This is a genomic window from Paenibacillus sp. CMAA1364, assembly GCF_054373195.1.
In genome coordinates this window covers 26055-41094 of the sequence record NZ_JBITNB010000012.1, presented here as the reverse complement: position 1 = coordinate 41094, position 15040 = coordinate 26055, and the positions used below count along the sequence as shown (strand labels likewise).

15 protein-coding genes are annotated in these 15040 nt (G+C 40.7%); 2 read left to right on the top strand and 13 right to left on the bottom strand.

Annotation, left to right across the window (positions count from 1 at the left end):
- Positions 1-52: 52 nt before the first annotated feature.
- Positions 53-931 (top strand): AraC family transcriptional regulator, encoded by an 879-nt coding sequence (locus ACH8E3_RS09550; RefSeq protein ID WP_458632398.1) that lies wholly within the window; start codon positions 53-55, stop codon positions 929-931.
- A gap of 833 nt (positions 932-1764) precedes the next feature.
- Here the strand turns inward: ACH8E3_RS09550 and ACH8E3_RS09545 are convergent.
- The 13 genes from ACH8E3_RS09545 to ACH8E3_RS09485 form a co-directional block, all read right to left on the bottom strand.
- The gene (locus ACH8E3_RS09545) at positions 1765-2988 is read right to left on the bottom strand and encodes a glycoside hydrolase family 16 protein (protein ID WP_458632397.1); all 1224 of its coding nucleotides are present in this window, start codon (positions 2986-2988) and stop codon (positions 1765-1767) included.
- 229 nt (positions 2989-3217) lie between these two features.
- The gene (locus ACH8E3_RS09540) at positions 3218-4519 is read right to left on the bottom strand and encodes an ABC transporter permease (protein WP_458632396.1); all 1302 of its coding nucleotides are present in this window, start codon (positions 4517-4519) and stop codon (positions 3218-3220) included.
- Positions 4512-5417, bottom strand: a complete 906-nt coding sequence (locus ACH8E3_RS09535; RefSeq protein ID WP_458632395.1) for an ABC transporter ATP-binding protein — start codon at positions 5415-5417, stop codon at positions 4512-4514. The genes ACH8E3_RS09540 and ACH8E3_RS09535 overlap by 8 nt, the downstream gene beginning before the upstream one ends.
- A gap of 1 nt (position 5418) precedes the next feature.
- Positions 5419-6333, bottom strand: a complete 915-nt coding sequence (locus ACH8E3_RS09530; RefSeq protein ID WP_458632394.1) for an ATP-binding cassette domain-containing protein — start codon at positions 6331-6333, stop codon at positions 5419-5421.
- Positions 6334-6340: 7 nt separating this feature from the next.
- On the bottom strand, positions 6341-6745 hold the full coding sequence (locus ACH8E3_RS09525; RefSeq protein ID WP_458632393.1) for a GntR family transcriptional regulator: 405 nt from the start codon (positions 6743-6745) through the stop codon (positions 6341-6343).
- 36 nt (positions 6746-6781) lie between these two features.
- Positions 6782-7501 carry a hypothetical protein gene (locus tag ACH8E3_RS09520; RefSeq protein WP_458632392.1) on the bottom strand — a complete coding sequence of 240 codons (720 nt, stop codon included), beginning with the start codon at positions 7499-7501 and terminating at the stop codon, positions 6782-6784.
- Between the two features lie 221 nt (positions 7502-7722).
- A complete protein-coding gene (locus tag ACH8E3_RS09515; RefSeq protein ID WP_458632391.1) occupies positions 7723-8187 on the bottom strand; it encodes a DUF420 domain-containing protein in 465 nt (154 codons plus the stop codon).
- 75 nt (positions 8188-8262) lie between these two features.
- Positions 8263-9156: a cytochrome c oxidase assembly factor CtaG gene (gene ctaG, locus ACH8E3_RS09510; protein WP_458632390.1), complete on the bottom strand. Its 894-nt coding sequence runs from the start codon at positions 9154-9156 to the stop codon at positions 8263-8265.
- 80 nt (positions 9157-9236) lie between these two features.
- On the bottom strand, positions 9237-9557 hold the full coding sequence (locus ACH8E3_RS09505; RefSeq protein WP_458632389.1) for a cytochrome C oxidase subunit IV family protein: 321 nt from the start codon (positions 9555-9557) through the stop codon (positions 9237-9239).
- Positions 9558-9560: 3 nt separating this feature from the next.
- On the bottom strand, positions 9561-10187 hold the full coding sequence (locus ACH8E3_RS09500) for a cytochrome c oxidase subunit 3 (protein WP_458632388.1): 627 nt from the start codon (positions 10185-10187) through the stop codon (positions 9561-9563).
- Positions 10188-10189: 2 nt separating this feature from the next.
- Complete coding sequence (ctaD, locus tag ACH8E3_RS09495) at positions 10190-12034, bottom strand: cytochrome c oxidase subunit I (RefSeq protein WP_458632427.1); 1845 nt, start codon at positions 12032-12034, stop codon at positions 10190-10192.
- Positions 12035-12106: 72 nt separating this feature from the next.
- Entirely contained in the window at positions 12107-13156 is a 1050-nt protein-coding gene (gene coxB, locus ACH8E3_RS09490) for a cytochrome c oxidase subunit II (protein WP_458632387.1), read from the bottom strand.
- Positions 13157-13613: 457 nt separating this feature from the next.
- Entirely contained in the window at positions 13614-13802 is a 189-nt protein-coding gene (locus ACH8E3_RS09485) for a hypothetical protein (RefSeq protein WP_458632386.1), read from the bottom strand.
- 290 nt (positions 13803-14092) lie between these two features.
- On the opposite strand from ACH8E3_RS09485, the gene ACH8E3_RS09480 reads away from it, so the two are divergent.
- Entirely contained in the window at positions 14093-14989 is an 897-nt protein-coding gene (locus tag ACH8E3_RS09480) for a diacylglycerol/lipid kinase family protein (protein ID WP_458632385.1), read from the top strand.
- The last annotated feature ends 51 nt before the right edge of the window (positions 14990-15040 follow it).

Below are 15040 nucleotides of genomic sequence, written 5' to 3'. Positions count from 1 at the left end.
GGCAAGCAATTATCTTTCATGGGGATTAGATTAACTTTATTGAGGTGAGTTGATGATAACGTTGGATAAACATACTAAATTTATTGCCGACCTGTTACAAAATCTGCAGGTTCACCTTGAGAATGCACAATTTACCCACTGTTATCCTGAGTGGCAGGAGCTTAATTATATCCCAAATTACAATAAATTTTACCTGATATGCGACGGCGAAGGCTGGCTTAAAATTGGCGGTCAAGAGTTCAAGCCAGTGGCTGGTCAGCTCTGCTTGATGCCTGCACATGTCGAACAATCCTATTCCACTATTAATGATCATAGGTATAGTAAATATTGGTGTCATTTTACAGCAACAATGGGTGATCTCGATTTATTTCAATGGCTTGAGGTACCCTACTGCTTGAATCTTACACACAGCTTCGAGTCGTTAAAAAATCTGTTTGAGGAATTAGCAAGTTTACATGAAGATCCATCCTTTATTTCTCGCATCAAAGAAAAATCCATTTTATTAGAAATTATTGCTTTATTTCTACAAGAAGCTGACCAATCAGAAAACTCTCACATTCAATTTACAGCCGGACGTGCTCAGGACATAGAACGATTACATGCAATCGAGCAATTCATCAACGATCATATGTCGGAGCCTGTATCTCTTGAACAAATTGCAAAACAAGTTCATCTTCATCCAAACTATCTAGTACGCTATTTCAACAAATATTTTGCTGTCTCTCCACTTAAATACTTAAATCGTAAAAGAATGCAAAAAGCTAGAGCACTACTCACCACTACCTCACTTACGGTTAGAGAAGTAGCTGAAGCAGTCGGATTTCCAGATACTAATCATTTCGCCAAAGCCTTTCGCAAAGAAAACAGCTGCAGTCCAACAGAATATCGCTCACAAGCTACTTTAGACCTTAAAAAAACGGTTCATAACTAAAACCTGTCCTTGACGATCCAGGCAATTTTTCCAATTATCCTATATTTTAGTCGAATATTTAATAAACATTTATGTTTCTCCTCTCACTACATCATGAACATCTCGGTACAAGGGAGCCTGCCGCCTAAAATTAGCTGAAGAGGATTTCCGCTTTTACTTGTTGACGTGTATTTATGGGAAGGCTCAGTTGGACAAGACTCTCAGTATTAGAAGCCATGACCAAACTTTCAAAGACAATGAGAGCGCATGAAGAAGACTTTCTTAGGTAGTTCTACGATTGAATGATAAATGGAGTGCTAGAAGACATTAATGGACCTGTGACGCAGGGGGTAGTGGGAAATGTTACTTTTGACGAAAGCTAGCAAGACGATATATCAGATAGGTGGTGTTTGAGACGAGTCCAAATGCTTTTAATTAGTAACGTATGGAAGGAGTTCTTTTCCTTTTCTAGGGCCAGAACGGGCACTTTCCTTGTTCCTTCATGGAACGATTGATTTACACGGTCACAGAGCCTTTCAATGTATTCTTGAAGTTCGGGTAAGTCTAGCAAACTATGAATCTCGATATTGTATTGAACAATCAACGTGATGTACATATTTATTCCGGAGATTTTGCATCACCAATGCAAATGCTTCCTCCGCAAGGGGAAACGGAGGAAGTAAGCGCGCAGGCTTTCTGACGATGCACTTTTCAACTTTACTAAGCCAGGGCATTTTAGCTATCCGCTGCCGTATGAGAGCGATACCGTAGTGAAATTTATTTTGCAGAATTAGGCTTATAATACTCAAAAAGTAATATGCTACGCGGGTAGCCTCTTGTTATGATGAGTGATTTTACTGTTTATACAGCTCCACATCATCCACTACAACCCAATCTCCAGTCCCACCTTTATAATCCGTAGCGAAGCCATATTCAAGTTGTCCGTTCGTAACATTAATATCGGATATGACAATCTGATTCCAGTTGCTTCCGTTGATATTAGCTGATCGCTCTACATCGCCGTAATTCTTAACATACATCTTACTCGAATTATAATTAGTTGCACTACTCTTAGCGACCCATGCCTTCAGCGTATAGAGTCCATTGTCCACTCCACTCTTAAGCTGATAAGTGTTCACAATATAAGGTGTACTAGCAGCATGTTCTAGCTTATAGTTGCCTCGATGCGTACCCCCAGGATGGCGAACCGCATAACTTGCGGCCGTATCACCAGACTCTAGCCAACCCACCGGATTCTGACCACCATCCGACTCAAATCCTGCATTTATAACGGGGGTACTGGAATATACCCTTACATAATCGATCTCAAAGTCAGATGGCAAGAAGGCATCTACTGGATTCCCTGCGTGTCCTTCAATGCTTAATATGACATTTCTAGGTTGGGTTGCAAATTCCGTAATGACAGATGCATTATATTCCCAGAATTTTACACCATCCAAATAAAATTTAAGCTTTCCATCTTTGCGCTCTAGCCCATACACATGAAAGTCACTGTCCAATGGTGCTGGAGCATTATATTTCTTGTTGCCTGCAACGAAGTGGAAATCAGGACTTACTGGCCATGTATGAAGTGTGCTTTCCACTCGATTAGGTGCGCCCTTAGGATTTAGACTCTCCATGATATCAATTTCTACGTTAGGATTACTCCATTGTTGCGGTTGATCCGATAACCACAATGCAGCTGTCACATTGGCATCTTTATTTATCATTTTGGCTCTAATCTCCGTGTAAGAGTCCCCTCCTACTTGGAACTTCGATTTTAACACACCAGCGGTATAAGCTTTACCATTGTAGTTTTCCTTTTTTACAGAAAGATTCATATTCCCACCACTTACAGATACATTGTTCGGGTTAAATGCTAAGACACCCGAAGTATCGTACCATAACGAGGTACCCCACTTATTGGTATTAAACGAATAAAATTCATCACTTTTAGCATTATCCAGCGTCCAGACATTACCTCCAGGCGTAGCCGCAGATACGGTTGAAACAAAAGGGACAGAAAGAGAAGTTACCAACAAAGCCGTGGATAAGAATACACTTATCTTTTTCCTCATGATCATTACCTCCTAAGATTTTATAGTACTTAATGTATACGCTTTCATAGTATCATTTAAATTTTTACCATATAATGCTGTAAAATAAAGAAAAGGGACTTTATATTAACTAATCTCGATTAGGAGTAGGTAGCGTAGAAACACTGGTTACTGATGAAGTTGGTGAACGTCAAGAAAAGGCCATGATAAATACCATGGCCTTTCAGTATATTCCTTCTAGTCTCCCTACCTAAATCTTATAAGCCTTCATCGCTTTACGAATCTCCTTCATCGTTGGACGCTTACCATACATGAGTACACCTGTACGATAGATCTTGGCGGATAACCAGCCGAAGAATAGAATCGATATGATTAGCGCAAGTAGTGATAACCATATCTCCCAAGCAGCCACTTCTCCGATTCCGATACGCACAATCATCGTCGTTGGAGAGAAGAACGGAATGAATGAGGATACTTTCATTAAGATGGAGTTAGGAACACTAATGCTGAAAGTCCCGATATAAAAGGCAGCTAATGATAACATCGTGATTGGCATGACCGCTTGCCCAAGATCCTCTGTACGGCTAACAATCGATCCGACTGCTGCGAATAACACAGCGTACAAGAAGTATCCTAACACGTAGAATATGAATCCGTAGATTAACACATCTAGACTGATCTGGGATAGATTCAAGTCGAAGTCTGCCATCAGTTGTTTGTTCTGCGGCATCAGTACGTTAGCTATAAGCACCACGGCGAAGATTCCGATCTGGCTCAAGCCAACGAGGAACATCCCTATTATTTTACCAAACATTTGTGTTAATGGGGACACACTTGTGATGAGAATCTCCATAATGCGTGAACTTTTCTCTGTCGTCACTTCCGCAGCTATCATATTTCCGGTCGTCATCGAAGTGAAGAAGAAGAGAATGATCAGGATATACACAACTCCGAAATTCAACATCTTGTCTGGTCCCTCTTCAGGGGCAGGATTGCCGGTACCCCCAGACTCTAAGTTGATACTCTGTGTATTGAATTCGACAGGTACACTTAGCTCCGCAACTTGTTCATCGGTTAGCGAATCTTTTACAATACTCTTGGTCTTTACTGCTTGCAAAGCACCTACAAGTTCCGACTGAGCGACTGGATTCAAATCGTCATCATCTGCGGACGAATAGATCACAGAAGGAAAATTGGCGGTATTGTCATCCGAGAACTGTAGATAACCTTCAATGATTCCCTCTTCCATATCCTTCTGTAATGCTTGGGTATCTGCAGTATCATACTTAACGAATGTGAAAGTGTCATTATTCTGCTTCTTCCAATAGTTCTCTAATTCCGCAGCATTCTCAACCTGCTGTCCATAGACTAGACCAACCCTCGTCGTCTCTGAACTTCCCTTTAGATCCTCTCCTGAGAACAGTTGAATGAAATAAGGAATATTAATGGCAATCGACATGATGAGAGCTAATACTACCGTTGTTATAACGAATGCCTTCGTCTTTACTTTATTGCGAAATGTGAAGCCTATGACTGTCCAAATATTACTCATGTGATTCACCTACCTCTTTAATAAAGATTTGATTCAGTGTCGGTTCTTTCAATTCGAATTTCTCCACCGTACTTTGTTGCATCGCCGTCTGTAAAATCTGTTGTGCAGCGGATACATCAGAAATCGTAATGAGATACGTTCCTTGCTCAGTCGTCTCCACCTGTCTTACACCTGCAATCTCGCCCAGTCCAGATACTTCACTTGTTGTTACAAGTGCAACTTCCTCCCGCGGATATCGACCTTTGATTTCTTTCAAACTACCTTGAATAATCGGATTAGAACGATCCATGATCGTGATGTGCCGACACAATTCCTCGACATGCTCCATTCGGTGAGTGGAGAATAATATACTTGTTCCTTCGTCACGAAGTTCTTTTACTGTAGATTTTAACAACTCCACATTGACTGGATCCAATCCACTGAACGCTTCATCTAGAATGAGGATCTGTGGCTTATGTACGACCGCAGCGATGAAGCCAATCTTCTGTTGATTTCCCTTCGATAATTCTTCTATCTTTTTATCATAATATTCGGGCACTTCAAATCGTTGTAGCCAATAACGTAGACTCTTATCTGCATCCTTGACCGACATGCCCCGAAGTTGTGCTAAATATTTAAGCTGATCACTCACTTTAAGCTTGGGATAAAGACCTCGTTCTTCGGGTAAGTACCCCATCGTTTGTCGAAGGTCGTTGCTATGAGGCTTGCCATTGTACAGAATACTCCCATTGTCCGGATATATAAGTCCTAATACCATTCGCATCGTCGTTGTTTTACCCGCGCCATTGGCACCTAACAAGCCGTAAATTTCTCCCTCTTCTACTCGAAGAGATAATTCATTCACTGCCGTCTTATCTCCGAATTGCTTCACTACTTTATCCAATTGCAATGCATCCATATTATATTCCCCTTTCTGATTGTACGCTCACTGACTCATCTCTGCGGATCCATAAATTCAATATCTCATCAAGCTCCAAACCACGTGTCTTTAATGGCTGTATACCTGTAGATTGAAGTACATCTTCCAACGCAAGACATTCTGTCGTTATTATTCTTAGAATTCCACCAGGGTCAAGCTCAACTTGAACAATTCCGGGTAGGCTATCTAGCGATACATGTTCACTGTTCACCCATACTTCCTTCCAATTGTCTAAAAGACTATCTTTTTCAACCATTCCGAGGACTTGACCTTGGTGCATCAGCACGATGAAATCTGCAAGCTTCTTGATCTCATCAGCCATATGCGTAGACATGAGAATGGTTGTATCCCCTTGTTGCATATATTCCTGCAATTCCGCTATCATTCTTTTCCACCCAAAAGGGTCTAACCCAGACGATGGTTCATCTAGTAACAATAGCTTCGGTCTAGCTGCCAATGCCACTGCAATTTCCAACTTTCTTCTCTCTCCCTTAGACATCTTCGTAAGTCTGGTCTGCTGGGGAACTTTGAAACTCGTCATTAATTTCTGAAAAAGAATGTGATCCCACTTGGGGTACCAATAGGAACGGAAATTCGCTATTTCTTCTGCCGTCATATGATCTTCACTGCGAGTTGTCTTCTCTGGCACATAACCGATTTGCTGTTTAATCTGCGTCGGTATACTTTGAGGATACGACTGTCCGAACCAATGTATGACACCATCATCGGGTATAACCATCTGCATGATCATATTCATTAATGTGCTCTTCCCGGAACCGTTCTCCCCCACCATAGCCACAATATATCCTTGTGGAATGGAGAGATTGAGCGGTCCTATTAGTTTATTGCGTCGCACCTTGTGAACATTCACCATTTGAACTACTACTTGCTCCATAGAAACTTCACTCCTTCCCATTCTTAGGATGATATTTCAAAGTTACAATTTCTAAAAATAGCTCCTTCAGCTCTTCTTCACTACATTGAACGGATAACCCAACATCGATGGCCTTCGTTATGGCTTCCTTTACCGCACTATGTCTAAAAAGTTCTCGTTGCATTTTCTCTACGGGAGCTACAAAAGTACCGGTTCCTTGCTTCGTTCTTAACAGCCCTTCATTCTCAAGATCCTGATAGACTCTTCGAACGGTGATCACACTACAATGTAACAAACTAGAGAATTCTCTGATCGATGGCAACAGGGTATTTTCTTCAATCTGTCCATTGATAATAAGCGCTCTAAGTTGGGTCTTTATCTGATGATATAGCGGCTCCGCGCTATTCTCGTTAATCTGAATGGGGATCCACAATTTCTACACCTCGTCTCTCGACCCTGTAATCATCATCTACAACAGATCTCTTTCTTGTAATCTACGAATGGTCAATTTACGCATTAGAGCGAGACTAATCACCCCAACGAGTAGTGCACCCCACATCACAGGCGATCGAGTACCCCATTCTTGACTCATTCTCAATGTGTATAACAGCAAGTTCCCATCGAACAACTGAATGGTCATTCCTACAATTACCGAAGCTCCCATGATCACCATAGACATCCAAAAATACTTTTTGCCACTGCATGTGAATTCGAGATGAATATAGATTCCTGTAACCGCTAATGCATATCCAATCCAGGTTAGTGTGAAACAGATATAATCTCCTATCGATACTCCAGTTCCCAATCGTCCGAAACCATAAATGATACTAAAGACAATGACACCATTTATCGCAAATGCGATGAGCATCTGGATATATCTATAACACATAATGACTTGAGGAGAGATCGGCAATGTGCGTAAGTAGATCAGCATCTGTGTGTATGAATCTTCCGTTAAGTATTTAAAAGCATGTCTCGAGAAATAAAATCCCAACATCGGAATCAGAGTAAGAAATAAAATATCCACGGATGGATTAAATGTATCCTTAGGATCGTACATTTCCACAACAAGCGTGCCAAGAATTAAACCAATATATCCCATAAATAATATAGAGTAAATAATGAGATATTTATCGCTTCTCATATCTCTCTTGAATAGCATCCAACCATCTCTTATTAACATTGCCACTCATTTCGCCTCACTTCTAAAAAGTATTACTTAATCGTCACATTCAAACTGTGCTTACTGTGTATATCGATATACACAGTGTATTATGATATTTACGCCTAGTCAAGACTTAAAGTTAATTTAATCCATACAAAAAGAGACCCGCAGTTATACTGACGGATCTCTTCATTTCAACTATTCATTTCATGAGTCTCATCATAATAACTCAGACACCTTGTCTACTAAATGCCTAGAATGACTTCCCATACAGGCTTCGTGTGACCACCCGGGTACAGAAGATATAACAGACTATATACAGTAGCACCTGTAATCGCTGTGAAGAACCACATGATTGCTGTTACCTTACCCCATTTGCGATGCTTCGCGAACTTCTCCTTGAAGGCAAGTGTTAGCGTCGTAATCCCAAACACGGCAGCAACGGTCGCAAGAATGATATGCATAATCAGAAAGATCTGGTAGAACCCCTTCAGATTCTCTGGGCCACCCCATTCGGTATTACCCACGAAGATCGTACGTGACATATAAATAATGAAGAACAATATTGCCGCGATCGCGCCACTAATCATGACCTTCTTATGCGCTTCTTTTTTACCCTTAATAATAAGAGCCCAACCGATAGCTACCAATATGGCACTGATCAAGATAAAAGATGTACTCAGTGTCGGTAGCAAGAAATATAAATCCATGAATATCCTCCTAAAAGTTATTTGAGCGTTACTTCAAGGCATACTTCGTAAAAAACTAACTTCGAAAGCATTGGCCTAAAAGTTATTTATTATGATCTCATCATCATCTTCGCGATTCTCGCTCTTATACCAATGATAGAATACATAGGCTAATATGGAAGCAAAAATAACCTCCTGTATAGACTTCATCATAATGCCACCCACCTGTTGATCCACTAGCGGACTCATGATGCTAAAGAATGTTGGACCACCGAAGTTCTCTAACAGGAATGAGGTATCTCCAGAAATACAATAACCCATCGCTTTAGCCCAGACATTCGGATCACTGAACGTCGCATATAACGTATGATTTGAGAAGATAATTAAACCACATGATGGAGTTAATAATACCATATTCAAAAAGATATATCCCATTTTGCCCAAACTAGACCCTTTTGCAGTCTCTGGAATTGGTTCAAGTAGGGTCCACCACATCAGCATTGCACTTATAAATAACACAATATAATACAGACGATGGACTTCGAAATGTAACATCACATAGTCATGTACAGCAGGAATATGATAGAAAGAGAACAATCCATTGAATAGAAGCGCTGCTACTATTGGCTGGGCAAGAAATTTCAACTTCTTAAAGGGATTGAATCGCAATATCGCACGCCATAACCAAGCTGGCATTCCCATCATAATCAATGGAGGCGCAACTAGATACGACAGTGCCATCGTCAACATATGGAATGAGAACATCATATGACCTAATAGACTCACAGGCCCTCCCTGGGCCAAGTAGAGTGTGAACATTCCAGCAATGAACATAGCCTTTTTGACCCATGACACAGGTGGTTCTTCCTTCGCAAACCTTTCACTTAGGGGTCCCACAATAAGTAAATATCCTGCTGTCATCAATAACATGAATACCAAGAATAGGGGACTCCATAAATCTGCAAAACTAAAGTATTCTAATCCAAGCATGTGATATCCTCCTAGCTTAACGTGTTTCGTGTGCTTCTTTTCATTTAAAAAAGAGGTGGCGTAAGCCACCTCTTCTTATCTTACCACCACATCCAGAAGATTGCTGTAACAACTGCAGTTCCTGCTACGAAGAATCCACCTAACATGAATACAATCGGTAACAAATGTCCTTTATCCTTCAGGTGCATCCAGTATGCCATTTGAACGAATACTTGTAACACAGCCATTACCAATAATAAGGTAATCGTAAAGGCTTTATTCACTTCCCCTGCTGCTACTGCTGCAAATGCGATAAGCGTCAGTACAATGGAAAGGATAAACACGACAATATGTTTCTGAGGTCCTTCTTGTCGAGGACGGCGATTCACTAATTTGTGCTTGATCTGTTCATCCATAGCCATACGTTAGCCCACCTTTCCAAGCAAGTAAACGACCGTAAAGACAAATACCCATACCACATCGACAAAGTGCCAATACATCGCTGACACATACACTTTAGGAGCCGTCACCACGGTTAACCCTTTTGTGTACAACTGTCTTATCAAGAAGCCGATCCAGCATATTCCGAAAATAACGTGAGCACCGTGAAAACCGACTAATGTGTAAAATGCGGAACTAAAGGCACTTGTCGTCATACTGAAATCTTTATGAATCATGTACTCATAGAACTCATAGATTTCGATAACTAGAAACCCAAGTCCCAATAACACTGTAAACATCAACCATTTCTTCAATGAAGCTAGGTTATGACGATGCATAGCTTGGATAGCGAATACACTTGTCAAACTACTAGCTAACAAGATAAGTGTTGCAAGTCCTGTCAATGGTAAACTAAAAAGTTCAAATCCTGATGGTCCATCATTCGTCTGATTACGAAGTGTAAGGAACGTGGCGAAGAGTGTTCCGAATAGTACAGCTTCGCCTCCAAGAAAGAGCCAAAAGGCAAGAATTTTGTTACGTCCTTCCAATGTTGCTCTCTCAGGATGTTGAGGTAATTGATCTGCTACGTGGTCTACATGTGTTGAAGCCATCCTTATACGCCCTCCTCTTCCAGTTCGTCTGTTTCAATATGCCAGCCATGATCATCAAAGTGAGATCTTAGCAGCATGGATCCGAACGTGATAAGAAGACCTAGACCACAAACAATCCAATTATTAAATATTAGGCTCATAAATGAATTCGTGAATTGTTCTTTGCTGAACATAAATCCAAGTCCAGCGATGAAGATTCCAACAGACATTACAAAAGGAATGATTGTTGGTGATGGCATATGGATAGGTCCAACTGGTTCAGCAGGTGTCATCTCTGTGTGACCTGCAGCCTTCTCTTTCCAATAGGCATCTAGACCGCGTACAAGCGGTATTTGTTTGAAGTTATACTCTGGTGGTGGAGAAGGAATCGTCCATTCTAATGTACGTCCATCACCCCATGGATCATTCGCTACACCTTTAGGTTTTCTAGATGTAAGGAATACATTCGTTAAGAATATCATTACACCAACACCCATTAAGAGCGCACCGATCGTACTAACTAAATTCATCATATCGAATCCCTGATTCGGTAGATATGTGAATACACGACGTTGCATTCCAATCAAACCAAGGAAATGCTGAATGAAGAACGTCATATGAAATCCAATGGCAAAGGTCCAGAAAGTCCATTTACCAAGTGTTTCACTTAACATGGTTCCAAACATCTTAGGCCACCAGTAGTGAAGACCTGCGAATAATCCGAACACCATACCACCGACAATAACATAGTGGAAGTGAGCTACTACGAAATACGTATCATGGAATTGAAAGTCTGCTGGTGCAGAAGCTAGCATAACCCCTGTGACACCGCCCATTGTGAACGTTGGAATAAATCCAACTGCGAAAAGGTTAGGTGTCGTAAAGGATACTTGCCCTCCCCACATCGTAAACAGCCAGTTAAAGATCTTAATTCCAGTAGGTACAGCAATTAACATCGTAGAGATGGAGAACAGGGCGTTCGCCACTGGTCCAAGTCCTGTTGTAAACATATGATGCGCCCAGACCATAAATCCCAAAAAGGCAATCAAGATTGTAGCGAACACCATGGAACTGTATCCGAATAGACGTTTACGTGAGAATGTAGGGATAACTTCTGAGATTATACCAAATGCCGGTAATATTAGAATGTATACTTCTGGATGCCCAAAGATCCAGAATATATGTTGCCAGAGAATCGGGTTACCCCCGCCACTAACATCGAAGAAGTTCGCGCCTAGGATCCGATCAAATGATAAGAGTACTAGGCCAACCGTAATGGCTGGGAAAGCAAACAAAATCATGGCAGACGTAATGAATGAAGTCCAAGTAAACATAGGCATACGCATAAACGACATTCCTGGAGCTCTCATTGTAATAATCGTTGCTAGAAAGTTAATTCCACCAATTAATGTTCCTAATCCTGCAATCTGCAATCCAATAGTATAGAAATCCACACCATGCGTTTCACTGTACTGAGTACCAGATAGTGGTGCATAAGCAGTCCAACCTGCATCCGGCGCACCACCCATAATCCAACTAAGGTTTAATAGAATCCCCCCAAATAGGAAAGTCCAGAAACCAAGCGAATTCAGAAATGGAAATGCAACGTCACGTGCACCGATCTGAAGCGGAATAATAGCATTCATAAGTGCAAATACAATCGGCATAACACCTAGGAAGATCATTGTTGTTCCATGCATCGTAATCAGTTCATTAAATGTTTGAGCATCGAGTAAATTATTCATTGGTTTAATCAATTGAAGACGGATAAGTATTGCTTCAATCCCACCAATACCGAAGAACAATCCTCCGCCCAATAAATACAGGACCGCGATCTTCTTGTGGTCAACTGTTGTTAACCAGTCCATTAAGCCCTTGTAGCGCTTGACACTTTGTGCGTGAGCCAAGGTTTGTACCCCCTTTAGAGTCCTTGCTGATATTTAATAATCTAATTTGTAGTTAGCTAAATATGCTGCAATACCATCAATCTCTGCATCCGTAAGCCCCATATCCTTCGGCGAAGGCATTTTATTACGAGGTTTTACCTTTTGTGGATCATGAAGCCATTCCTTCATGTTCTGTTCCACTGGATTTGCATATTCTCCAGCCGTTTCAGAATTCAGCAAGATACTTGCAACCGATTCACGTGAACCAATTCCTGTAAGGTTAGGTCCACCCACGCCTCCTTGATCTCCAACAGCATGGCAAGATAGACATGAGTTCTTGAATGTTTCTGCCAGTGCGGGATCTTCTATAGCTATCATTGGCTCTTTCATAGCTGCAACCCATTTATCAAAGGATTCTGGACTTACCGATTTTACTTTAAACTCCATAAATCCGTGTGATGGTCCGCAGAATTCCGCACATTTACCTAAGTACACACCTTCATTGGGAGCACTGAAACTGAACTTATTAATGGTGCCATCCGGATTCGTATCTAACTTACCTGATAGTGATGGTACCCAGAAAGAGTGGATAACATCTGCCGTCTTCAGCTCAAATGCAATCGGCTTATTCGTTGGAATAATTAGATCTTGTGCAGTAGTGATACCATATTGGGGATATTCAAATTCCCACCAATATTGATGTGAAGTTACTTTCACTTTCACAGCATTCTCATCATCAGCATGATCATTACCAAAAGCAAATACTTCTTTGACTGTTGGTACTGCTAGAACAAGAACTAATATCAATGGAATGACTGTCCATATCAATTCTAGCTTAAAGTTACCTTCTACTTGTTCTGGCATTTCTGTGTGTTCTGGTTTTCTTCTGAATTTAATGAGTACAAACGCTGAAATCGCAAACACAATAATTAATACGAAGAACATTATTGAGATGGACAGCTTGATTAAATCGTACTGCCCCTGTGCAACAGGTCCCTGCGGTCTAAGCACAGACAAGTCCTCACGTCCACAACCTGCCAATAGCAAGGTGAACATTGCTAGCAAAGGAAGAAGTTTCTTCATGCCCTGCCATCTTTTCATCATTATCTACCCCACTTTTTATGCAATTTGAAATATTTTTTCTAACATTGATCACAAAGAACACCTTTAAACTAACTATAGATATGTATTTGTCAATTAAAAGTATCACCTATTTTAATATAAGTTTAAGGTACTGCTTTGTCAATGATTGATGGATAGTTCACAAATTGTTCAAATATTAAAAAAGTAGCTATGTGTAGCCATTTGTAATCGCTTTCAGTTTTGGTTTCCGTTTTTATTTATTCTATTGTTCTCACATATATTCCTAGTTTTCTATCTAAACATCTATTCATCTTTATTTGCCAACTTTGTGAAGTTAGATACATAACTGTCACATATCTAATTCATCACCATCTTTACAGGTTTCGAACCTTCTATAACATTAAAAAAACCGAATTCCACGGTATAAAACCGCAGAAATCAGTCTATAAGGGCACATCCTAATATTCAATAATAATGACTACAATACAGAAGAGTTCATCCGCCCTAGTTCATGTTCTACTACAGAGGTTAATTCCTCTTCGTATCCTCCCATAATATGATACTTCCTGACGTAATCCTTTACGAATTTCTTTGGATCCTTAGGCTGGAAAATACGTGTCATTTCCCTTAGACTTTCCTTGACTTCGTTATGACCTTTTGTTGCCATAATTGTTCCCTCCCATACGCTGAATGAAAAGCTCGGGTTAAGAGAATGCCGAAAAGATCTTCCTTGAAACATCTTGGAGTAATATTCATTATATGATGGAGAGCTCACTCTTCGTTAACCTATCGAGTATCTAATAACTCAATACCCGAAAACTATTGTAGCTGAATCACTCAACCCTATTGTATCATACTTCATCACAGGTTACAGTAGTTGGGATGGATGATTATCCTTTTTTTCTTTTTATTTCAATTTATCATAAGACACTAATCACATTATTTGGAGGAAAAGAGATGTATTTATTTATCATCAACAAGAAGTCTGGTAATGGACATGGACTTCGTACGTGGAATAAAGTACAACCCTTATTACATTCCAGGAAAATTAAGTACCAGCATATCTTCACTGAGAATTCTATTCAAGCTAAACATATGCTATCAGAATTATTGCAACCGTCTACTCGTTGGCTAGCTGTCGTGATTATCGGTGGGGATGGAACCATTCACAGCACACTTCCCATTCTACAAAAGACAGGCATACCTTTAGCCGTCATTCCAGCTGGTTCTGGAAATGATACAGCACGTAATTTCGGCATTCCTCTGGATACGGACCAAGCTCTAGAAATTATTCTTAATGGAAAAGTTCAGACAGTTGATCTCATATCGACCTCAGGCGTCCTCATATTGACTGCACTTGCTATCGGCTTCGATGCAAAGGTAGCCCAGAATGTGAATAGAAGTTGGTACAAGAAATGGTGTAACCTTTTTCGTGTAGGAAGATTAGCTTATATTATTGGTATTCTTCATACGATGCTCACTTATAAACCTAGCAAGGTCAGCGTCACATGCGATCAATCCACAACTACCTATGAGAATACTTGGATGACTGCCATCTCTAATGGGGTCTCCTACGGTGGCGGATTAATGATCTCTCCCAATGCTCTTCCTAACGATGGTCAATTGGATGTCTGTATTGTGCATGGATGCTCTCGCATGCAATTATTGCGCTTATTCCCTTCTGTTATTAACGGCAAACATGTCCATCTTCCTTGCGTCACCATGTTGCGAGGAACCTCTATTTCTTTTCAAAGTGAGCACAGTAGACTAGCACTAGGTGATGGCGAGAATCTACCCAATCGCCCCCACGATTCGATTGTCTTTCCAAGTTCCCTACAGATCATGACCCCCTAAGGAACACCCTTCTTAAGAACAGTAATCCATCCCCGAAGACAAAAAGGCTAG

What these genes read in the sequence shown, in the direction of transcription:
- ACH8E3_RS09515 (WP_458632391.1), bottom strand. Translation starts at nt 8,187, where the DNA reads ATGGATTTATATTTCTTGCTACCGACACTGAGTACATCTTTTATCTTG.
- ACH8E3_RS09535 (WP_458632395.1), bottom strand. Translation starts at nt 5,417, where the DNA reads ATGGATGCATTGCAATTGGATAAAGTAGTGAAGCAATTCGGAGATAAG.
- ctaD (WP_458632427.1), bottom strand. Translation starts at nt 12,034, where the DNA reads ATGGACTGGTTAACAACAGTTGACCACAAGAAGATCGCGGTCCTGTAT.
- ACH8E3_RS09550 (WP_458632398.1), top strand. Translation starts at nt 53, where the DNA reads ATGATAACGTTGGATAAACATACTAAATTTATTGCCGACCTGTTACAA.
- ACH8E3_RS09485 (WP_458632386.1), bottom strand. Translation starts at nt 13,802, where the DNA reads ATGGCAACAAAAGGTCATAACGAAGTCAAGGAAAGTCTAAGGGAAATG.
- ACH8E3_RS09530 (WP_458632394.1), bottom strand. Translation starts at nt 6,333, where the DNA reads ATGGAGCAAGTAGTAGTTCAAATGGTGAATGTTCACAAGGTGCGACGC.
- ACH8E3_RS09545 (WP_458632397.1), bottom strand. Translation starts at nt 2,988, where the DNA reads ATGAGGAAAAAGATAAGTGTATTCTTATCCACGGCTTTGTTGGTAACT.
- ACH8E3_RS09540 (WP_458632396.1), bottom strand. Translation starts at nt 4,519, where the DNA reads ATGAGTAATATTTGGACAGTCATAGGCTTCACATTTCGCAATAAAGTA.
- coxB (WP_458632387.1), bottom strand. Translation starts at nt 13,156, where the DNA reads ATGATGAAAAGATGGCAGGGCATGAAGAAACTTCTTCCTTTGCTAGCA.
- ctaG (WP_458632390.1), bottom strand. Translation starts at nt 9,156, where the DNA reads ATGCTTGGATTAGAATACTTTAGTTTTGCAGATTTATGGAGTCCCCTA.
- ACH8E3_RS09505 (WP_458632389.1), bottom strand. Translation starts at nt 9,557, where the DNA reads ATGGCTATGGATGAACAGATCAAGCACAAATTAGTGAATCGCCGTCCT.
- ACH8E3_RS09480 (WP_458632385.1), top strand. Translation starts at nt 14,093, where the DNA reads ATGTATTTATTTATCATCAACAAGAAGTCTGGTAATGGACATGGACTT.
- ACH8E3_RS09500 (WP_458632388.1), bottom strand. Translation starts at nt 10,187, where the DNA reads ATGGCTTCAACACATGTAGACCACGTAGCAGATCAATTACCTCAACAT.